Origin of the sequence: Natranaerobius trueperi, from assembly GCF_002216005.1 — a bacterium.
Classification (GTDB): Bacteria; Bacillota; Natranaerobiia; order Natranaerobiales; family Natranaerobiaceae; genus Natranaerobius_A; species Natranaerobius_A trueperi.
This window is the reverse complement of the sequence record NZ_NIQC01000022.1, coordinates 1-20,636: the sequence shown is the minus strand read 5'-3', so window position 1 is coordinate 20,636 and position 20,636 is coordinate 1. Positions and strand designations below refer to the sequence as shown.

The 20,636-nt window shown below is 34.6% G+C and carries 21 protein-coding genes and 2 pseudogenes; 5 read left to right on the top strand and 18 right to left on the bottom strand.

Features of this window, described 5'->3' with window-relative positions; translation table 11 throughout:
• Positions 1-6: 6 nt before the first annotated feature.
• From CDO51_RS09445 to CDO51_RS09405, 9 genes are all read right to left on the bottom strand, one after another.
• Positions 7-1,803 carry an NADH-ubiquinone oxidoreductase-F iron-sulfur binding region domain-containing protein gene (locus CDO51_RS09445; protein WP_089024024.1) on the bottom strand — a complete coding sequence of 599 codons (1,797 nt, stop codon included), beginning with the start codon at positions 1,801-1,803 and terminating at the stop codon, positions 7-9.
• 17 nt (positions 1,804-1,820) lie between these two features.
• Entirely contained in the window at positions 1,821-2,198 is a 378-nt protein-coding gene (locus CDO51_RS09440; RefSeq protein WP_089024023.1) for a (2Fe-2S) ferredoxin domain-containing protein, read from the bottom strand.
• A 2-nt stretch (positions 2,199-2,200) separates the two neighbouring features.
• Complete coding sequence (locus CDO51_RS09435; protein WP_089024022.1) at positions 2,201-2,749, bottom strand: ATP-binding protein; 549 nt, start codon at positions 2,747-2,749, stop codon at positions 2,201-2,203.
• A 2-nt stretch (positions 2,750-2,751) separates the two neighbouring features.
• Positions 2,752-3,240: an NADH-quinone oxidoreductase subunit NuoE gene (gene nuoE, locus CDO51_RS09430; RefSeq protein WP_089024021.1), complete on the bottom strand. Its 489-nt coding sequence runs from the start codon at positions 3,238-3,240 to the stop codon at positions 2,752-2,754.
• A gap of 542 nt (positions 3,241-3,782) precedes the next feature.
• Positions 3,783-4,127, bottom strand: a complete 345-nt coding sequence (locus CDO51_RS09425) for a DRTGG domain-containing protein (protein ID WP_089024020.1) — start codon at positions 4,125-4,127, stop codon at positions 3,783-3,785.
• Positions 4,128-4,506: 379 nt separating this feature from the next.
• Positions 4,507-4,911: a hypothetical protein gene (locus CDO51_RS09420; RefSeq protein ID WP_089024019.1), complete on the bottom strand. Its 405-nt coding sequence runs from the start codon at positions 4,909-4,911 to the stop codon at positions 4,507-4,509.
• A gap of 16 nt (positions 4,912-4,927) precedes the next feature.
• Entirely contained in the window at positions 4,928-5,293 is a 366-nt protein-coding gene (locus CDO51_RS09415) for a hypothetical protein (protein WP_089024018.1), read from the bottom strand.
• A 377-nt stretch (positions 5,294-5,670) separates the two neighbouring features.
• Positions 5,671-6,435: a type III pantothenate kinase gene (locus CDO51_RS09410; protein ID WP_089024017.1), complete on the bottom strand. Its 765-nt coding sequence runs from the start codon at positions 6,433-6,435 to the stop codon at positions 5,671-5,673.
• A 106-nt stretch (positions 6,436-6,541) separates the two neighbouring features.
• Positions 6,542-7,462, bottom strand: a complete 921-nt coding sequence (locus CDO51_RS09405; protein WP_276207020.1) for a biotin--[acetyl-CoA-carboxylase] ligase — start codon at positions 7,460-7,462, stop codon at positions 6,542-6,544.
• 203 nt (positions 7,463-7,665) lie between these two features.
• On the opposite strand from CDO51_RS09405, the pseudogene CDO51_RS13545 reads away from it, so the two are divergent.
• Positions 7,666-7,977 (top strand): annotated as a pseudogene (locus CDO51_RS13545) (helix-turn-helix domain-containing protein); the annotation flags it as partial.
• A gap of 29 nt (positions 7,978-8,006) precedes the next feature.
• On the opposite strand, the gene CDO51_RS15060 reads toward CDO51_RS13545, so the two are convergent.
• From CDO51_RS15060 to CDO51_RS09365, 9 genes are all read right to left on the bottom strand, one after another.
• The gene (locus CDO51_RS15060; protein ID WP_276207019.1) at positions 8,007-8,141 is read right to left on the bottom strand and encodes a hypothetical protein; all 135 of its coding nucleotides are present in this window, start codon (positions 8,139-8,141) and stop codon (positions 8,007-8,009) included.
• 888 nt (positions 8,142-9,029) lie between these two features.
• On the bottom strand, positions 9,030-10,700 hold the full coding sequence (locus CDO51_RS09395) for a formate--tetrahydrofolate ligase (protein ID WP_089024016.1): 1,671 nt from the start codon (positions 10,698-10,700) through the stop codon (positions 9,030-9,032).
• 402 nt (positions 10,701-11,102) lie between these two features.
• Entirely contained in the window at positions 11,103-11,327 is a 225-nt protein-coding gene (locus tag CDO51_RS13540; protein WP_143824711.1) for a hypothetical protein, read from the bottom strand.
• Between the two features lie 145 nt (positions 11,328-11,472).
• On the bottom strand, positions 11,473-12,021 hold the full coding sequence (locus tag CDO51_RS09390; RefSeq protein WP_420811492.1) for an ECF transporter S component: 549 nt from the start codon (positions 12,019-12,021) through the stop codon (positions 11,473-11,475).
• A gap of 117 nt (positions 12,022-12,138) precedes the next feature.
• Complete coding sequence (gene ftsH, locus CDO51_RS09385; RefSeq protein ID WP_089024015.1) at positions 12,139-14,094, bottom strand: ATP-dependent zinc metalloprotease FtsH; 1,956 nt, start codon at positions 14,092-14,094, stop codon at positions 12,139-12,141.
• A 97-nt stretch (positions 14,095-14,191) separates the two neighbouring features.
• Positions 14,192-14,719: a hypoxanthine phosphoribosyltransferase gene (gene hpt / locus CDO51_RS09380; protein ID WP_089024014.1), complete on the bottom strand. Its 528-nt coding sequence runs from the start codon at positions 14,717-14,719 to the stop codon at positions 14,192-14,194.
• Positions 14,720-14,732: 13 nt separating this feature from the next.
• Positions 14,733-16,184, bottom strand: coding sequence for a tRNA lysidine(34) synthetase TilS (gene tilS, locus CDO51_RS09375; protein ID WP_089024013.1), 1,452 nt, complete (start codon positions 16,182-16,184; stop codon positions 14,733-14,735).
• A 62-nt stretch (positions 16,185-16,246) separates the two neighbouring features.
• Entirely contained in the window at positions 16,247-18,706 is a 2,460-nt protein-coding gene (spoIIE, locus tag CDO51_RS09370; RefSeq protein WP_089024012.1) for a stage II sporulation protein E, read from the bottom strand.
• A gap of 155 nt (positions 18,707-18,861) precedes the next feature.
• Positions 18,862-19,227: a hypothetical protein gene (locus tag CDO51_RS09365; protein ID WP_089024011.1), complete on the bottom strand. Its 366-nt coding sequence runs from the start codon at positions 19,225-19,227 to the stop codon at positions 18,862-18,864.
• A gap of 118 nt (positions 19,228-19,345) precedes the next feature.
• Between CDO51_RS09365 and CDO51_RS15055 the strand changes: the two genes are divergently transcribed.
• The 4 genes and pseudogenes from CDO51_RS15055 to CDO51_RS15460 form a co-directional block, all read left to right on the top strand.
• Positions 19,346-19,480: a hypothetical protein gene (locus tag CDO51_RS15055; RefSeq protein WP_276207018.1), complete on the top strand. Its 135-nt coding sequence runs from the start codon at positions 19,346-19,348 to the stop codon at positions 19,478-19,480.
• Positions 19,477-19,557: a hypothetical protein gene (locus CDO51_RS15465; protein WP_089024010.1), complete on the top strand. Its 81-nt coding sequence runs from the start codon at positions 19,477-19,479 to the stop codon at positions 19,555-19,557. The genes CDO51_RS15055 and CDO51_RS15465 overlap by 4 nt, the downstream gene beginning before the upstream one ends.
• Positions 19,558-19,878: 321 nt before the next feature.
• Positions 19,879-20,187, top strand: a complete 309-nt coding sequence (locus tag CDO51_RS09355) for a hypothetical protein (protein WP_240503538.1) — start codon at positions 19,879-19,881, stop codon at positions 20,185-20,187.
• Positions 20,188-20,385: 198 nt separating this feature from the next.
• Positions 20,386-20,568: pseudogene (locus CDO51_RS15460) on the top strand (Mu transposase domain-containing protein); the annotation flags it as partial.
• Positions 20,569-20,636 lie beyond the last annotated feature (68 nt).

Below are 20,636 nucleotides of genomic sequence, written 5' to 3'. Positions count from 1 at the left end.
TGAAGGTTATCCTAAAACTACTGCTTCAAACTTGCACTTTTTTAAACATTCGCCACACCCAATACATTTATCAGGATCAATTTCATGTGGCTGTTTCTTTTCACCGGAAATCGCATCTACCGGACAAACTCTTGCACAAGCAGTACATCCAATACAATTATCTGGAACAATTTGATATTTAACTAAATCTGAACATACACCAGCAGGACATCTTTCATTCTCTAAATGCTCTTTATATTCATCTTCAAAACACCTTAGTGTACTTAAAACTGGGTTTGGTGCTGATTTACCTAGCCCACATAAAGAGGTATTAATTATCATATCGCCAAGCTCTTTCATTAATTCAATATCTCCAGATCGGCCTTTACCTTCGGTAATTCGCTCTAATATTTCTAACATTCTTTTTGTGCCTTCACGACATGGAGTACATTTTCCACAAGATTCAGATTGAATAAATTTCAAGTGAAGTTTAGACTCATTAACTACACATGTCTCTTCATCCATTACTACAAGACCACCTGAACCCATCATTGCACCTGCATCATCTAACGTGTCAAACTCAACAGGTAGGTCTAATTTATCTTCAGGAAGACAAAAGCCTGAAGGGCCTCCTATCTGAACTGCTTTTATTTCATTGTCTTGTTGTATTCCGCCGCCCCCGATATCAAAAACAATATCTCGAATACTTGTCCCCATTGGAACTTCAACCAAACCAGTGTTTTTCACCTTACCTGTTAACGCGAAAACTTTAGTTCCAGGACTTTTTGGGGTACCGTAATTAGTGAACCAATCAGCGCCATTTGCTAAAATATACGGTACACATGCTAATGTTTCAACATTGTTTACAACTGTTGGTTTGCCCCATAATCCTTGTTCTGTAGATCTTGGAGGAGTAGGTCGTGGCATTCCTCTTCTACCTTCTATGGCTCTAGTAAGCGCAGTACTTTCACCACATACAAATGCTCCTGCACCCTCTACTACTTTTAAAGTAAAGTTTACACCTGTTCCAAGAATATTTTCACCTAAAAGCCCCAATTGCTCAGCTTGTTCAATTGCCATCCTTAAACGACGCACTGCTAATTGGCATTCCGCTCTCACATATACATAACCAATTTCAGCCCCAATAACATATCCTGCTATTACCATACCTTCTATAACACTATGAGGGTCCCCCTCTAAAATACTTCTGTCTATAAATGCACCCGGGTCACCTTCATCAGCATTACACACCATATATTTAGGTTCGGCAGGTTCTTGACCCGCTAACTTCCATTTCTCCCCGGTAGGGAATCCGGCTCCTCCTCTACCTCTTAAATTTGATTTAATAACTTCTTCTGTAACCTCTTCTCTTTCAAATTCAACAAGAGCTTTTGCTAGTCCTTCGTAGCCACCCTGTGCAATATATTCATTAATACTATCTGGGTTAATATAACCACAATTTCTTAATACGATTCTTTCTTGCTGTTTATAAAAGTCAATTTCATTATAGTAAGGAATTTTCTCTTCACTGTCACGGTCATGATACATTAATCGATCTACAGTCCTACCTTTAAGCAAGTGTTCTTCAACAATTTCTGAGACATCATCTTGCGATACTTTAAAGTAAGAAGTCCCTTCTGGATATACTATGACTATAGGGGCTAGCTCACATAAGCCATGATAACCAGTTATTATTAACTTAACTTCATTAGTTAACCCATTTTTTTCTAATTCTTCAGTAAATTTCTCTTGTATTTGGGGACTATCGGATGAATTACAGCCTGTATCTCCGCATATTAAAACATGAGATCTATATGATTCCATTTTTACCCCTCCTCTCCCTATTTACTTTGAGGTTTTCCTATTACTAAATCGTTAACTATTTTTCCATTAACAACATGATCATTAATTATTCGTGGAACATCCTCAGGAGCAACATTACCATAGGTAATTCTCTCCTCACCTTGCTTTTTAACACCTACTAACACCTCATTTTCACACATCCCAATACAACCAGTTTGTGTAACTGTTATATCACTTAATTCTCTTTTATTTAACTCTTCCATGAACACATTAAGAACTTCCCTAGCACCTGCAGCTATACCACAAGTACCCATCCCTACTATAAGTAGATTTTCATTAGTTTTCCTAGCTTTTATAGTTTCTTTTGCTTGCTCTCTATATCTTTTTAAATCTTCTAATGATTTTAGTTTAGACAAATTTAGTCACCCCCATTTAACTGTATGTTTTCTTCTAAATACTCCTTAACCCAGTTAAGCACCTTCAAATTTCTAAATGCATCTTTATTGAGGACTGCTTTTACTTCCTCAGTAGAAAATTCAAAATTAGAATTTTCCACTTGATAACTAAATTCTAAATCAAGATCAGGATTAGCTTGAAAAACAGTTATTATAGTATTTATTAATTTACCAATTGGAGGCCTATCCCAGTGACTATATTTAAACCAAACTGATACCTTGGTTCCTAGCCCCTTTAAATTAGACTCTACCTTAATTCCACCATCACACTGCTTTGCTTTCATTTCAAGTAAGGATAACCCTAGTCCTACCCTTCGTGTTGTCCTAGTAGTTTTAAAAGGGTCTGTCACCTGTTCTTTCAAACTATCCTCTATACCTTTACCGTTATCTATAACTTCAATGATAAGTTGATCATTAACATAACTCAAATAAACTTTTACATATATCTTAGTTGCTGAAGCTTCGATAGAGTTTTGTATTAAATCTAATAAATGTAGTGATAATTCTTTCATATCTATTTATATTTTTCTATTATCTCAGGAATCTGATCAGGGGTTAAACGACCATGAGTATTGTCATTTACCATAATAACAGGCGCTAATCCACAGGAACCAATACAAGCTACAGGCGCTATTGTAAATTTCAGATCTTCGGTGGTTTCTCCTGGTTGAATGTCAAGCTCTTCAGTCAACCTGTCAATGATTTCTGCGGCCCCTCGTACATGGCATGCTGTACCAGTACAAACTCGAATCACCCATTCACCTCTTTGTTGTAATTGAAACTGATCATAAAATGTTGCAACTCCAAACACTTTACTTAGAGGCATATCAAAAGCATCGGCAACTTTTTTCATTCCTCTTTCAGGTAAATAACCATAAAAGTCTTGTACTTTTTGCAGTGCTGAAATCAAGGTACCTTCCTGGTCTTTAAACTCAGATAAAATTTCTTCTACTTGTTCCTCTTCTTGTTTCTTTACTGCATGATCGCACTTACATTCAGCCACAATACCTCCCCCTTCCTATTTATATTTATCCTGACTCTTTAAAAGTTAAAATTTCTCTTGTTCTTAAAAACTTTAATAAACACCACCTTTTCTGTTTAGTAAAAACTTCTTTTTTCATCCAACATGGTTCCTTTAAAAGAAACCATGTATAATTTGTATTCATTCTTATATGTATAAATTCATGCGTCTCTGAAAAAACTATTATAAGATATTCTTTTACTATGTCTTCATTGTTTCGTGTATTAGAAAGTGTTTTCGAAAATACAGATCAAATAAAGCCATTGTTTCATGATTCGGAAAATAGATAGACAGTGTATTTCTTATTTTGTTTGTACTTCCATTCTAGGTATAACTGTTTATACCAAATACTTTGGCTGTTTTTTAAAAGCTGGAATGTTTAACCCGGTATTATGATCTGTAATCGCAATAATATCAATCCAATTATTTTTACTAGTAGTTAGTATGTTTTTGGGGCCCATATCGAAACCTGTACATATAGAGATAACACACAATGAATGTGAGGATCTCCTTTATACCAACAATTATTCTTCACTATTAATACCTAGTTGGTATAATTTGCCTACGATTTGATAACAATTTTGATCTGTTCTTATAATAATCGTTTCTTCCCTTTTAGCTTTATTAATAGTTTCTTCTTCAACTTCGCCCCCTTCTGCTATCAGCACTGCTGATAACCCAATTAAAGATGCCAAAGCTACTATATTAGGGTGACTCTGAAGTGTGACCCAGATATTGTTTTTATTACAATTTGACATAACAAAACTCAACAAATCAGAACAATAACCACCTATAACTTCTTTATTTAGTTGATCATCTCCAACAATGACTTCTAACTTTAATTCATTGACCAATTCTTGTAATTTCAAACTCCCACCTCACTTAGATTAAGTTACATATTTAACTTACCTCTAGAATTATAAAAGTCTTTTTGACGCATTTTTAATATGTGAGGTATTCCTTTAGCTAAAAATCTACATGATGGGATTCACATGCACCACAATCTAATTGCGGAACTGTTCTGCTAACTTTTCATTTTCTGTTAACGTCTTTACTGATTGGCTAACCCATACTGTTAGTCAAATAAAATGATGTTTAAGCTAGCTAATTCGTAATATCAATAAAAAACCACCCCGTCAGTCTGTTTTGGAGGTTAACAAGTATTTATACTCTAAGTTCTACTTTAAAGTTAAATTCCTTCTACTTATACTTAATAAAACAGAATTACACGGGGTGATATATTTTAGTCTAATAGGATTTATTTACTTTTTTTGTATTTAAAATAGGCATGTCCACATTTTCTAGTAGACGCTGATACCCAAAGAAAGTTCCACATGATAGTGCCGCAATTGTACCTAGTCTACCTCCAATTCCAACATTTACAGAATCTGTTGCTAAAAATATCAACGCACAAATCAACCCTACCACTGCACAATCACGAAAATCTGTTACTTTTTCCTGTGAGACCATTCCTACATAAGAAGCAGCTGCTAGAATCCCTGCATAAGAAGTACCTAGGGGTTCTAAGATTATCCCTGCCAGCAAAACAACCACAGCTGAAGCCATAACATTTCCTTTACCTGAGTGTACACTTATATAATAAGTTAACATTGTACCTAAAATAGCAATTGAAATTATTATGATTTCTGACATTTTCAACACGCTCCTTTTACAAGCTGAAAATATTAATAACAGCTAGTGTCAACACCACAGACAATGCAGCTGTTGTTCCGCCTTTTCCTCCCCAACCAGCAAGAATAGGTTTAGTTATTATAATCATTATTCCAACTATCAGACCAGCCAAAGCAGCAATTGTTAATGACGGAATTACAAAGTCATCTGACATACCAACAAAAGAAGCCGTATATGTCGCAGCTGTTAAACCTTTTGGTAATAGTAAAGCTGCTAATATGCCAACAAATCCATTAGCAATAAATGGACCATACCCTACAATAACATTTAATGTATATGTTATTAATGCAGATACAATCGATAACCCAACTATTGTGATATGCTCTTTATTTTTTTCATTCATTTTCCACTCTCCTTTTCATAGATATGGTAGATAGCTCTATCAGAAACTCTTGCTTCCTTTTCAAATAGTTCTTTTGTATGAGCTTTATTTACATAATAACTGACTCTACATTGGCTAGAGAGTACAACATCATTTCAATAGCAACCACATTAAACAAGGCCAACCCTAAACCTCGTATATAGCCTCCTTGTATAATAGAGTTAGTTTTGACATGCTATTTTCATAGTTAAGAATTCACTGATCTTTGAAATTTTATACTATTGATAGCACGTCTTTAAATTATCGGCTTTTTAAATGTTAAAGTTTTCACTTTCGCTTTGCAATCTTAGTTTACTATGCTACGAATTATCTGTCAAGATTATGAAAATTCTCTATTCTTACTGATTTCTTTCATGTATTATTCTTAAACCTTCTAATGTAAGGAAAGTATTTAAAACATCAATTGTTTCACTCTCTCGATATATAAATTGTGCCATTCCTCCAGTAGCAATTACCTTTGGTTCTCTCGAGAATTCTTTTTTCATTTTTTTAATTATCCCATCTACTTGCCCTATGAAACCATAAAATATACCAGATTGCATACTTGAAATAGTATCTTTCCCTATTACTCTTTCAGGTTTTGTTAATTCTACTCTAGGTAGTTTTGCTGCAACTTCAAATAGAGCATTTGTAGAAATAGAGATACCTGGGGCTATAGCACCACCTAAGTAATTCCCTTGTCTTGATATAGCACAAAAAGTGGTCGCAGTACCAAAATCCACAATAATTAGAGGTGCACCGTACAGTTCGTACCCTGCTACCGCATTTACTATTCTGTCTGCCCCAACTTCTTTTGGGTTATCATATTGTATATTTACCCCAGTCCTTATCCCAGGCCCCACAGTCTGCGGCTTTATGTTCATAAACTTAACACTCATTCTAGTAAGTGTTTGAGTTAAAGGCGGGACAACTGAGCTTATTATTATATTATCTATAGAATTTGGTTCTAAATGGCTGTGATAAAATAAATTTTCAATTAGCACTCCATATTGATCCTCCGTTTGGGACTTGTCGCTCTCTATACGCCAATGGCCTAGAAGTTCATCATTTTTATATAATCCAAGAACTATATTTGTATTACCAACATCGATAGCTAATAACATATTATTACCTCCTTATACAATAGAGTTAGTTAGACATGCTATTGATAGTTAAGAAATCACTGATCTTTGAAAAATTTATACTTGACTATTCATAGCACGTCTAGTCTTAATTATGGAATGTATCTCCACTTAAAATTTTCTCTTTCCCATGTTTAGTCTCTATAATTAGTGCACCTCGCTCATCTATATCTATTGCATATCCCGCTAAATTTCTTGAAGAAACCTGTTTAACAGTAATTTCTTTTCCTAACGTACAGGAAAATTCTTTCCATATGTTTAAAACATCAGATATGTTTTCATTAAGCATGTTAAGTAGAATTGTTATTTCATCAAGAACTTTACATAGTAAAACTTTACGATCAATAGGTTTTCCCTTTATCTTCTTTAAGGTAGCTACCTTATCTTGTAGCTCAGAAGGAAAGTTTTCAACTGTTTGGTTTGCATTGATTCCTACGCCAATAATAGCTTTTTGAGGTGCATCAGTTTCACCAGAAAGCTCTACTAATATACCAGAAACTTTTTTATCATTAACTAACACATCATTTGGCCATTTTATTTGAGCATGTATATTTAAATGATTTCGAAAAACTCTAGCAATAGCAGTGGCTATCACTAATGGTAAAGTAGGAATCTCATCCATTGAACAGTTAGGATTAATAACTAACGAAAAATATATTCCACCATGAAAAGAAGCCCAGCTTCGTCCGAGTCTACCTTTACCACTAGTTTGTTGTTCAGCCAATACAATGTGTGGTGAAGTTACTGAATGTCCATATCTATTGGTAGAATCAATTGTACTAAAATGTGTCATATCAAATTGTTCTCTAATATTTTGATCTAATTCCCAAGGATATAATAAATCTGGTATAGATATAAGATAGTACCCTTTGCCTCTCACTCTATCTATTCCGTAACCGAGATCAACTAATCCTTCTATATTTTTCCAAATTGCTGTGCGAGAGATATTAAGATCAGCTTTCATATTTTCTCCAGAAACATAAGTATTAGACTTTAATAGATCTAAAATATTTAATTTTGTTCTATTTATCTTAGTTTCAGTAGTAATAGCTACTCACCTCATCAATATTAACTTAAAAACTCAATAAGATTTTAACACCTTGTTCAAAACTGTCAAGTCTAAATAGTAAATTAGTGTAATTGTTCTGTGATATTGTCACCCTAAGAATGTTCTGTAAAAATGTCACTATGACTAAAAAGGTGACATATCAAATGACTCAAGAAGAAATAAAAAAACTGAATATTATCAATCAAATAATTGATGGTTACTTGACCATTAAGGATGCAGCTCAGGCTTTATACCTCAGTGAGCGACAAATCAAACGACTAAAGAAAGGAGTACAACTAGAAGGACCTAGTTTTGTCATACATAAAAACCGAGGTAGAAAGCCCACCCATTCTGTTTCAGAAAATACTGAAAAGCTCATAGTCGGGATTTCTAGCCCTAAAAAGCACAAGAAGAGTAAAAGCCATCACAGACGCAAACGCAAGGATAAAATGGGACTTTTAGTACAAATAGATGCTTAACCTTATCAAATTTTAGATAAAAATAGTCAACTGGTTCCTAAATCTAAAGTTGCTGTCCTATCTACTCCTAAATTTGGAGTTAAAGCGAAATATAAAGATATAGTGTTTGACACAAAAATAGTAGACAAGCATTCCACTTCTAAAGCAGTAAATAAAGTCAAATAAACTCGATCACCTAAAACTAAAACAATTCCAAATGAAAGGCATCCTTGAAAAAAACAGAACAAAAGAACTGATGTGAGTTTCGACTTGGATGACTAAGAACTTTTAGATGCTATACTTAATTCCAGAGACCGAGTTTAAGACTCGGTCTACCTTCCTGGGGGGTGACATTTTCTCTGAACAAATTTATGCGTTTTTAGGTGACATTTTCAAAGAACATTGACAGTCTAAATAGTAAATTAGTAGAATTACCTAAATATATTACATGATTTAAATAAACTAAAATCATTAGCCAAAATTACTATGGCTTCCATTCTCATAGTTATAATATTTGACCATGTCAATCATATATTATTACCTATTATAGCTGTAATCAGTTTATTACCACTTACCCATTGAAACTTTATTTACTATTTTTCTATTAATATTATTAAAAGAACTTGTATCAATAGGGATTATTTGTATGAATTTGACGGGCATCTTATCAACACATTACCGCCACTGTTCTTTTCTACCCTCTTTAGGGCTTCGTTCACGTTCTACCGTAACATGACCATTTTCAACATTAAGACATGATCCCCTGAGTGAACCATTCCCCCCCTAAGTCCCCCGTGAAATTCACCACTTCCTCAACAAGGTAGGTATTTAGTTTATCTGTTTTTCAAAACAGATAAATGTCTAGTAATTATCTTACATAATTGCATCGGTCCTTCCTTGCTCTCTTAAACTACCAAGTACTATGACATCTGTCAACGCTATTCTAATCCCTCACCCTATAGCTTATACTCATGCTGAGCACACATAAAAAAAGATGGCCTCTTAGATCAGAGACCATCTTTTTTATTTAACTTTTGTGAATTGTAGTGGGAAGTTTCTGTTTTATCACACTAAAATAAACCAGTAATCTGCCCATTATCATCAATATCAATTCTTTCAGCCGCTGGTTCTTTCGGCAGCCCTGGCATTGTCATAATATTTCCACTCTTAGCTACCGCAAATCCTGCCCCAGCAGAAATTTTTATTTCTTTTATAGTAATGTTGAAATCTTTGGGTCTTCCCATAAGTTTAGGATCATCAGAGAATGAAAATTGCGTTTTAGCCATACATACTGGAACACGATCTAATCCTCGTTTTTCTAATCCTCTAATATTTCTCTTAGCTTGAGGAGTAAATTCAACTCCAGAAGCACCATAAATTTCTTTCGCGATTGTTTCTATCTTTTCCGGTATTGACTTATCTGTATCATACAAGGTTCTAAAGTTAGAAACTTCATTTTCAACAATGTCTATAACTTCTTTAGCTAATTCTTCACCACCTTCGCCACCTTTAGTGAACACTTCACTTAAAGCAACACGATAACCTTTTTCCTGGCATTTCTTAATTAATAAATCAAGTTCTTTTTCTGTGTCAGTTGGGAAACGATTCACAGCAACAACTGCAGGAACCCCAAACTTACTTACATTTTCTAAATGTTTTTCAAGGTTTTCAACCCCTTTTTCAAGTGCCTCTAGGTTCTCTTCTTTAAGATCATCTTTAGAAACTCCACCGTGCATTTTTAAGGCTCTAACAGTAGCAACTACTACTGATGCTTTAGGTTTAAGTCCTGAAAATCTACACTTAATATTGAAAAACTTCTCAGCACCTAAATCAGCTCCAAAACCAGCTTCTGTTACAAGATAATCAGAAAGTTTAACACCCATTTGTGTTGCCATCACTGAGTTACAACCGTGAGCAATGTTAGCAAAAGGTCCACCATGTACAAAAGCTGGAACATTTTCATAAGTCTGGACTAAATTAGGTTTAATTGCCTCTTTTAATAGTACAGCTAATGACCCCTGCATTTTTAAATCCGCAACAGTTATTGGTTCTCTATCTTTAGTGTATCCTATGATGATTTTAGATAATCTTTCTTTTAAGTCTTTAATATCAACTGCTAAACAAAGGATGGCCATAATTTCACTAGCAACTGTTATATCAAACCCATCTTCTCTTGGGAAACCATTCGTTCTTCCGCCTAAACTAACTAATGTATTTCTTAGAGCTCTATCGTTAAGATCTACTACTCGACGCCAGCTCACTCTTCTTACATCTAAATTTAAATCATTGCCATGATGTACATGATTATCGATTGCCGCTGCAAGTAGATTATGTGCGGTAGTAATAGCATGAATATCTCCAGTAAAGTGCAGGTTAATATCTTCCATAGGTACAGTTTGAGAATATCCGCCTCCAGCAGCTCCTCCTTTTACTCCAAAGCTTGGACCTAAAGAAGGTTCTCTAAGTGCAACCATAGATTTTTTTCCAAGTTTCTTTAAAGCTTGACCTAACCCTACAGTAATTGTTGACTTACCTTCACCAGCAGGAGTAGGACTAATTGCAGTCACTAGGATCAGGTTACCATCTTGTTCCTCTTTCAGTCTTTGCCAAGCTGTAAAAGATATCTTTGCTTTATAATCCCCGTACAACTCAATTTCTTCGTCTTTAATTCCTAAGTCGTAAGCAATGTCTCTAATAGGTTTCATAGGAGCTTCTTGTGCAATCTGAATATCACTTTTCATACATTAACCCTCCTTTATAGTTTCTGGCAAAAAAGTACCAATTTTGCCACTATTTTATATTTATTCTATATAAAAATTTTTTTTCCTGTTTCTCTTCATTATTTATTATTAGAAAAATAAAGAATAAAAAGGGACTGTCCCAAACATATATGCTCTACTCTCCACTTCGACCTTTCTTTTTGAAGAGAGCTTTTTTCCATGGTGACGATCTTTTTTATAGTTTTGACTTTTTTGTGAATTTTCGGTTTTTAATCTTCCTCTAAACGTGATTCCAGTTTATCTGCGGTATTTTTAAGTCATCACTATTTATCTGACCTGCTTCTCCTAACTCGTCTAAATCTTTATCTCCATAAAGTTCAATTTCATAAACGTTTTCGGAATCTATTTTTTCTAATAATTTTCTTATTTTGGCTTGTAAATCAGCTTCATAACAATCAGTAGATTTCTTCCATACAACGCTATAGGATTTGCATCACCTCTATTTTTGTTCCATCTAAAAAGTAATTCTCTAATTTTAGGTAACCTCTTGTACAAAAACTCTATTACTGATGTAAGTACTTCATCTATTACATGTTTCATTCGTTCTGATCTAAAGCTAGAATCAGGTTTTATCGTACTGCTATCCACATAAAAGGTAATTGTTCTCTAACTGCTTTTGCTCTTTACCTTGAAGTATAATACATGATTCTTTGCTTGTTTTTTATATTCATTTAAATAAAAAGGGGCTTTAATCCCAAAAGCTTTTACTTTTGGAACAGCCCCTTTTTATTCTTTAACTGTGTATTTTTTTCTTTGAAGTACCACCAATATGGTTTACAATCACTCTACCGATAATTACAGTTACTACTATAGCAATGATTATCTCTGGGATTCCGTGAGTCAGTAATATTATATAAGCACCTTCTACTGGAATATACCCTCGTATTGAAGCTAATATCAATACACCCACAGTATTAATTATAGTTCCAATAAATGCCCCTATTGAAATAGAGAAATTTTGTGATCGAAAGATTTTCTTTGTAAGCTGCATAAAGTAATAAGCTCCCGGACCGATTAGTAATCTTGGTAAAATAGCTATTACAGGATCACCAAAAAACTGTCCTCCCCTTATGAAGCTAGTTAAACCAAAGATACCACCAACTACTCCTCCAACTATAGGTCCTTCTAATATCCCAGCAATAATGACTGGTATATGCATTGTGGTTACAGCACCAGCAGGTGTCGGTACAGGCACAAACCCCAAGGGAGTAAGGCTCATCACAATACATAAGGCAGCTAAAATACCACCAATAGTTAGCTTCCTAGTATTCAATAAGTCCACCTCCGTTCCAGCTTCCTAAAAGGAATGCCGGACATTTCGTAGAATTTAAAACACATTTTTGTAATCCAACTATTATCCCAGCCAAAGGTCTAGGTAATAGCTCACCTCTTAATAAATCTATTCCTCATCTTTATTTTTGTTTCGATAGTCAATCTTAACATTAATATCATCAGAGTCTTTCTGTCCAGTATGTTCATCTTTAAAGTCTATAGTATCTTTTTTATCTTCTTGTTCTTCAGCTAATAAGTCTAACTCTTCTGAGCTCTCCTCCATGGGAGGTAGTTCCTCACCTTCCATTAAGAGCTTTACTTCCTTTGCTGTGAGAGTTTCTCTTTCCATTAATGCTTGAGCAATATTTTCAAGTACATCAGCATTTTCTCTAAGAATATTTTCAGCCTTTTCATACGCTGTTTCAACCATTGTACTAATTTCTTTATCAATTGCATATGCAATGTTTTCACTGTAATCTTTGTCTCTAGCTATATCTCGACCTAAAAAGACTTGATCTTGCTTACTACCTAAGGTAATAGGTCCTAAATTATCACTCATTCCGTACTCCATAATCATTTGCCTAACTATAGTGGTTGATCTTTCTAGATCATTCTGAGCCCCTGTACTGATTTCATCAAGAGTTAGCTGCTCAGCTACTCTTCCTCCAAGTAATGTACTTACCCGTTCTAAAAGTTCAGTTTTCGTCATAAAATATCTATCTTCTTCTGGTAGCATTAATGTGAAACCACCAGCTCCTCCACGAGGGATAATAGACACCTTATGCACTGGGTCTGTATGGGGGAGCAGATACCCTACTATAGCGTGACCTGCTTCATGATAAGCAACAATTTTCTTCTCGAATTCACTTATAACACGGCTCTTTTTCTCAGTACCTGCCATCACACGATCTATGGCTCCTTCGAGTTCTTTCATACTAATTTTCTTTTTGTTCTTCCTAGCGGCATAAATTGCAGCTTCATTAATTAGGTTCTCAATGTCAGCACCAGTGAACCCAGGAGTCCGTCTAGCTATCACATCCATATCTACAGTATCTTCTAAAGGCTTATTTCGTGCATGTACCTTTAAAATTTCTGATCTTCCCTTTAAATCAGGTGCATTAACTGTTATCTGTCTATCGAATCTTCCAGGACGTAATAAAGCAGGGTCTAAGATGTCAGAACGGTTTGTAGCTGCCATGATTATTATTCCTTCATTAACATCAAAACCATCCATCTCAACAAGTAATTGGTTAAGAGTTTGTTCTCTTTCATCATGACTTCCACCTAATCCAGCACCTCTTTGTCGCCCGACAGCATCAATCTCATCAATAAAAACAATGCAAGGTGAATTCTTCTTAGCGTTTTCAAATAAATCACGAACACGAGAAGCACCTACACCAACAAACATTTCAACAAAGTCTGAACCACTGATACTAAAGAAAGGTACACCAGCTTCACCAGCAACAGCTCTTCCTAGTAGGGTTTTACCCGTCCCTGGTGGACCTACAAGTAAGACACCTTTAGGAATCCTAGCCCCTAGGTCAATAAACTTTTGTGGTTCCTTTAAGAATGTCACAACTTCGACAAGTTCTTCTTTTTCTTCATCTGAACCTGCTACATCGTCAAAGCTAACATTAGTCTTCTGTTCTCCTTCATGAAGCTTAGCTTTGCTCTTCCCAAAGTTCATCATTCGACCGCCGCCACCTTGGGATTGCTGCATAAAAAAGAAGAATATGGCTATAATTAACACAAATGGGATTATATACGTAAATAACGATGCCCACCATGGGGGACCTGGTGGTTCATGACCCATTGTATCAACATTGTTTGCTAATAACCTTGGTACTAATTCCGGATCACCGGGATCCCTTGTTACAAATTCTGTCCCGTCCTCTAAAGTTCCTTCAATTTCACCATCTGTGATATCTACGTCCTTAATATTTCCTTCTTCTACATGCTCAACAAATTTATTGTAAAGGATTTCTTCTTGTGCCTCTGGTCCCTGGGTAATTTGTTGATAAATACCGACTACAATCATTAAAATAAGTAGATATAAAACAGCCTGTCTTGTGAAGCGATTCAACTAGAGCCCTCCTCTCTTATCAAACACATTTCAACAAATATACATCATAATATTATAACACAGGTATAATATTAAAACAACTCATATCTACCAAATGTTATTCATCACTTTTAATATAAACTCCAGGTAAGTTTCTATAGTATTCGGCAAAATCTAACCCGTAACCAATTACAAACTCATCTGGAATTTCAAAGCCCACATAATCAGCCTTCATATCAACTTCCCTTCTTTCCGGTTTATCTAAAAGTGTGCATACCTTAAGTGATGCAGGTTTTCTTGTAGATAAAGTTTTCATAAGGTAGTTTAGAGTTAATCCTGTATCGATGATATCTTCTACAATTACTACATGCTTGCCTTCAATGCTACAATCTAGATCTTTTAAGATTCTAATAATACCACTTGACTCGGTACTTGCTCCATAACTAGACACAGCTAAAAATTCCACTGTACTTGGAACAGTCACTTCTCTTAATAGATCAGCTGTAAAAACAAAAGAACCCTTAAGTACGCAAATTGCAAGAATTTCCTCACCCTTATAATCTTCAGATATTTGCTTTCCAAGCTCCTTCACTTTATTTTGAATTTCTTTTTTACTTATTAATTCTTTTAAATTTTCTTGTTCCATATTATTTCCTCCTTTACCCCTCTTCGTTATTCATAACTTCTAAATATAATATTTTCTTTGTCTTAGAGGTGACCCTAAACTTATGATTAATCCGATATCCAACAACCCATAAAACTTGATCATCTAAAGTTACTAAAGGTAGCTTATCTCTATACGCTTTAGGCACTTTATTGTCAATTAAAAAATCCTTTAATTTTTTATTATTAGTCATTCCTAAAGGAATTAACCTGTCTCCTGGTTTTCTACTTCTAATTATAAGAGCTGAATTAATACATTCATAATCAAGATATGCTTTTTTTTGATTCTTATTCTTGATATTATCATTATTTCCATTAAATTCACTAATATCCTTAATTTCTGCATAAATCCATTCATCTGTAAGTGGCCAATACGTCCAACCATTTAAGATAAGATTTTTTTGAATCATATCTTCTGTTTTTATATGTGACAATGGTTTGATTTTAAGAGTTTTCCCGTAAGTAGTCACATCCAAAAATGCAGATAATTTTCCAGGTAAACTAATATATTTACCTGTGTTTCCACTCTCTACAGTTTCAAGTAAAAGGTCAATATGATGCTTCGTGACATCGTGTTTGTTGTGAGCGCCAATAAGGTTTAAAGCAAGACGCACCCCTTTTATTAAAGTTCGCCTTAGAATAGGTTTTAGAGCGCTAACTAGTTCACTTACTTTCAAAGCAACTACTGTTTCTTCAGAATCTATTAATGCATCATTAAATTTATTTTGAGCTTTTTTATCTAAATAGTTATCTTCTTCTTCCAAAATCTCCATAGTCTCAAAAATTCTTTCTGGTAATTGTGGGTTAATATTAGTCAAAAGAGGGACAACTTCGTGCCTAATTTTATTTCTTTGATAATTTGTTTCCTCATTAGTAGGATCAGTTTGAAACGTTAAATTAAGTTTATTTAAATAATCAATAATTTCTTCTTTTGTTACATTTAAAAGAGGCCTTATTATTTCGATTTCTTCAGTTAAAAAACGTTTCACAGGAATCCCTGATAAGCCTTGAGTTCCTGTTCCTCGTAGTAACCTTAATAAAAACGTCTCTACTTGATCGTCTTTGTGATGTGCTAATGCGATTTTATTTGCACCTAACTTTTCGGCTACATACTCAAAAAATTGATAACGTTTAATTCTAGCCCCCTGTTGGGAGGATAGTTTATTTTCTTTAATATATTTTGTCACATCCCACTTTTCCTCCACAATAGGAAGCTTATATTGTTTAGCTAAATTTCGCACGAATAAAGCATCTTCTTGAGCTGATTTTTCCCTGAATCCATGGTTTAAATGAGCAATATATATGTTACATAAGAGTTCTTTAGAGAGCACATATAACACATGAAGGAGGGCTACCGAATCAGGCCCTCCCGAAACTCCCACAACAACATTGTCATCTTTTCTAATTAGCTCATTTACAGTAATGAATTTTTTTATTCGCCTTTTCATATGTAACCCCTCAAGACACTAAATTTATTTCTTAATCGATACATAATTAGTTCGTCATCACTTTATGAAATCCTGCTAATATCATAATAATTTATTGTTGCAGCTTTATTAGAGTTTTTAGAAACAACCTTACTAACCAAAATTGTTATGTCATCAGGCACTTCACCGTAATACCTTCGCTTCACTTTATCCATTAACGCATCCGCCATCACTTGGGGGTGTCCAGGCTGCAATTCAGAAATAGCCTTTTCTAACCAACGATCCCCTTCTTCTGCATCATAAATACCATCACTAACTAAAACAATATAGTCACCATGATTCAATTTCTGTGAGATTGTTTTTGGCTCTACTTTATCAATTATCCCTGCAGGTAGTGCACCTGTACTTACTCGTTCTACCTGTAAATCTTTTGTTAAAACATAGGAAGAAACAGCGCCAGCCTTATAAAACTCTCCACTACCAGTATAAAGGTCAACTAGAGCTAAATCAACAGTAGCAAAGCTTTCATCGCGATTTTTTATGGAAAGAAGAGAATTTGCAGACTTAATTACTAGGTCTTTATCTAGCCCAAAATTAAGCATTTTCGATATTAGATCTATTGTTTCCCTACTTTCTTGGTTAGCTTTAAAACCTGAACCCATTCCATCACTTAATAATAGAAGATGTTCTCCTGTAGTTAAAGTCTTTGAAATATAATTATCTCCTGATAAAGATTCACCTTCTTTCGTTGCCTGACAACTTCCGGATACTATATAATAATTAAGCTCTGGTCTTAACCGTAACAAGCAATTATCTTCATTATAAGAACAATCCCAGTTATTTATTGCTACTTTTCTTCCTAAAGTTTCTGTAGCGAGTATGGAGAGGTGTTCTCCTTGGCACTGTCCACACTTACATTGTGGCACTACAACTTCAATCTGTAAGTCATTTAATGATTTTGAAATTATATTTATTGCATTAAAATTATAACCATGTTCCTTAAGCTTTGTTTTGAATTTCTCTTCTAGTTCTTCGTCTTGCGAATCTTCAATACTTTTTTGCTTTGATAGATTTTTCAATACATTCCCGATACCTTTAAGCTGTTGTGCTAAAAATCTTTTTTCTTCTTCTGTTTTTTCTCTTTGTTTTAAATATGAATACTGCCGTTTAAAAACATTTTCCATGTTACTTATTAACATATTTGGCCTAATACAATTTTTCGTGAGATATAATGGTAAATCTTCTTGTGTTAGCTTTTTATTTTTGTCTAGACCACTTACAATATTAAGAAAGTTTTTGTATGTTATAAAAAAATATTCCTCCCAGCAATTTTCCATCTTTGAACAAGTTCCACATACTTTTTCAGCAGCCGTTTGAACAAACTCTTCTAATTGACTCTCTTGCCTATCATTATTATGGTCTCTTACACCAAAGATATCAGCAATTTCGCAAAATAGATCAGCGAACTCATCCATTTTATAATTAACGATTTGTTTAGATTTCTCTTGCTCCACACTTCCGTCGATATCATCTATTATATCCGGAAAATATGTTTTGTAAACTTTTTTAGGTATTGCTAAAAACACCCCAGTGGCAATAACCACTTCAGATAAATATGTTACAATGAGATATGGCTCACCAAGATAAAAAGTCATTAAGAAATTTGAGAACACAAAGGCTGTTGCTGTAAGCAGTTTCCCGAACTCTCTAAAAATACCAGATCCTAGCCCACCAAAAGCTAAAGCCCCTATACTTAAATAACTTAAACTATTGAAGCTAATAATAGTACCAAATAAGGTTCCTATAGCAGCACCTTTCCCTCCTCCATAATTAAACCCTACTATTAAAACTAATATCATCCCAAGAAGACGCTGAACTGATAACGATACTATGTAAAGTCCATGAATTCCTAAAAATACAGCAGCTATTAAAATAGAGATACTTATCATATCTTCCTTATTTTGTAGATTAATTAAATTGTTTCTTTCAAAAAAACTTACTGCAGGAGAGAATAATATACTAAACAACAAAGCCAGTACACCTTCAAACATAATTGGAAGTACCTCTAGTGTTCCCACTCTAACATATTCTTGATATATAATATTTAGAATACAATAAGTAGTAATTAATATAGTAATCCTTGTCCAAACAGAATTTGTTAAATTACTTTTCTCTAATAATTGAAAAATTGCTATAGGTACTAAAAGAATAAAAGCTTCTAATAAACCTTGAGTCAAAAAAAATCCAGTAATTGTTCCTGTTAGTGCTATACTAAACTTGCTAGATTGTTCCTTTTTTAATGAGATAAGAAAAGCTAATGCTAAGGGAGCTAACCCTCCCCTTATTTCTGTTCTCGTTAATAGTAAAGCAGAAAAAAAGTAAAAAGCCAAAGTTATAACATAATACATAGATATTTGAATCTTAAAACCTGTTAATTTCCTACCTATAGCTGTTAATATATCTACTATCTTTTTTCTAGAAACTGTGTTCTTCTCATACGTTCTTTGGTAAGGTTTAACAGTATCTGTGTTGTATGAGTTCATATAACCCTCACCCCTATTTTTAAAAGTTAGTCACGTATCAATCATTATAAAGGGTAGGGTTTAGGAATAATGTCAAAACATAAGGGTCGTCTAATTTTTTTTATCGACATTAACCGCTAGAATCGAGTGAGGAGGTAGATAATTAATTTATTTATCTACCGACCTCCCACATCACCAAAAGCGTAACCGCTATTACGTTTTTTCTCATTTTCTTGAAGATGGTACTTAATTTGATCTAATACTTCATCGGTTAATTTTACTTTACTGCGGTTGTTAGTAGCATATCTTGGTTTTTCCTCTATACTTTGAACTAATTCCTCACTTTGGTCTTTCCCATTTGAAAGTTCAGCTCTATTTGCCTCGTATTCTTTAATGTATTTCCTGACTGCTTTTCTATCAACCCCGATTTCTCGATGAATTGCCCTATGTGATTTGCCACCAATGAGAGGGAAGTTACCGTTCTTAACAGGGGAGGTCTTACGGGGGGGGTTGCCGACAAGAGGGTTTAACCAATAACCCACAGCGACAAATCGTGCAGTGATGCATGGTTGAACCGTAAGAAGTCAGCAGAGGTCATAGTACCGGAGACGGGAAGGGCCAAACAATGGTAGTCTTTTAAACTAGAGAGAAGGTGAGATAGTGCAAAGAGAGCAGAAAACTGTGAAAACAGGCTACCCTTGCGAGGGTATGGTGGAACCAGAGACAGATAACAATTCAAAAGAATTTAAAATATCACTACAGGCTGGTCAGGTTATTTTGCCATTGCAGAAATGAAGAATAGAATTACTGTCTTTAACGAATGGATAAGGCGTAGAATTGAATGTACTTGTGGAAGCAGAGGAAGAAAATAAGTGCGAGGCTTAAGAACCTCAGACGTTGGAATAACCAAAGAAAAATCCTGGAAAAAGGCGGGCACTCGGAAAGGCTATTGGCGGATAGCCAATAGCGGATATTATCAAGGTCATTAACGAAAGATACGAGGTACTACACTCAAATCATTGAACCGCCAAGTACCCAACCATTGGCTACACAACAGTATGTAAACGATCATTAGAAAAAAATATAGAAAGTCTTACATAAAGCAAAGTTATTCCCCCGGCCAAGTTTGTGAATTTGACTGGGGAGATGTAAAACTAACCATCGATGGCAAGCCTATAACATTACAGCTAGCAGTGTTCACAAGTGCCCTTGGTAATTACAGGTATGCCGTACTGTTTTACAATCAAAAAACAGAAAGTTTTCTACAAGCTCATGCAGTTTTCTTTGAACACCTTATAGGGAGTTACCATCAGTTAGTATACGATAACACTAGAGTAGCAGTTAAAAAATTTGTTGGCCTTTCAGAAAAAGAACCGACTGAATCACTATTAAAATTATCCCTATACTATGGCTTTGACTTTAGATTCTGTAACGCTAAATCTGGATGGGAGAAGGGCCATGTAGAGAGAAGTGTGGAGTATTGTCAGAAGAAAAGCTTTTAGCTTTCAAGATGAATTTGACTCTATTCTAAAAGCTCAAGAATACTTGGCCCAAGTTTGTGAACATCTAAACTCTAAGCCCCAGGCGGCAAACAATAATAAAAGTGCTCTAGAAATACTAGAGGAAGAAAGAGAGTTTTACTCCCTCACCTCCCTCCGTATGATTCAGCACGGACTGCTGAACTTAGAGTAGACAAATACTCTACTGTCTGTATTGATAATTGTCACTATTCTGTACCTGATCGGTATGTGGGGGAATTTATTTTTGCCAAAATTTATCCTAAACACATTAAGTGCTACTATAATAGCCGGTTAATGGCAGAGTACCAAATGAGATATCTAATGAAAAGATTCAGGTTCTCTGTAACCGAAATGAGGAATTAGAAATTCCTAAAAACGAAACAGTTACAGAAATTAGATCAAAAAATACATTATCATCCTATGATCAGCTT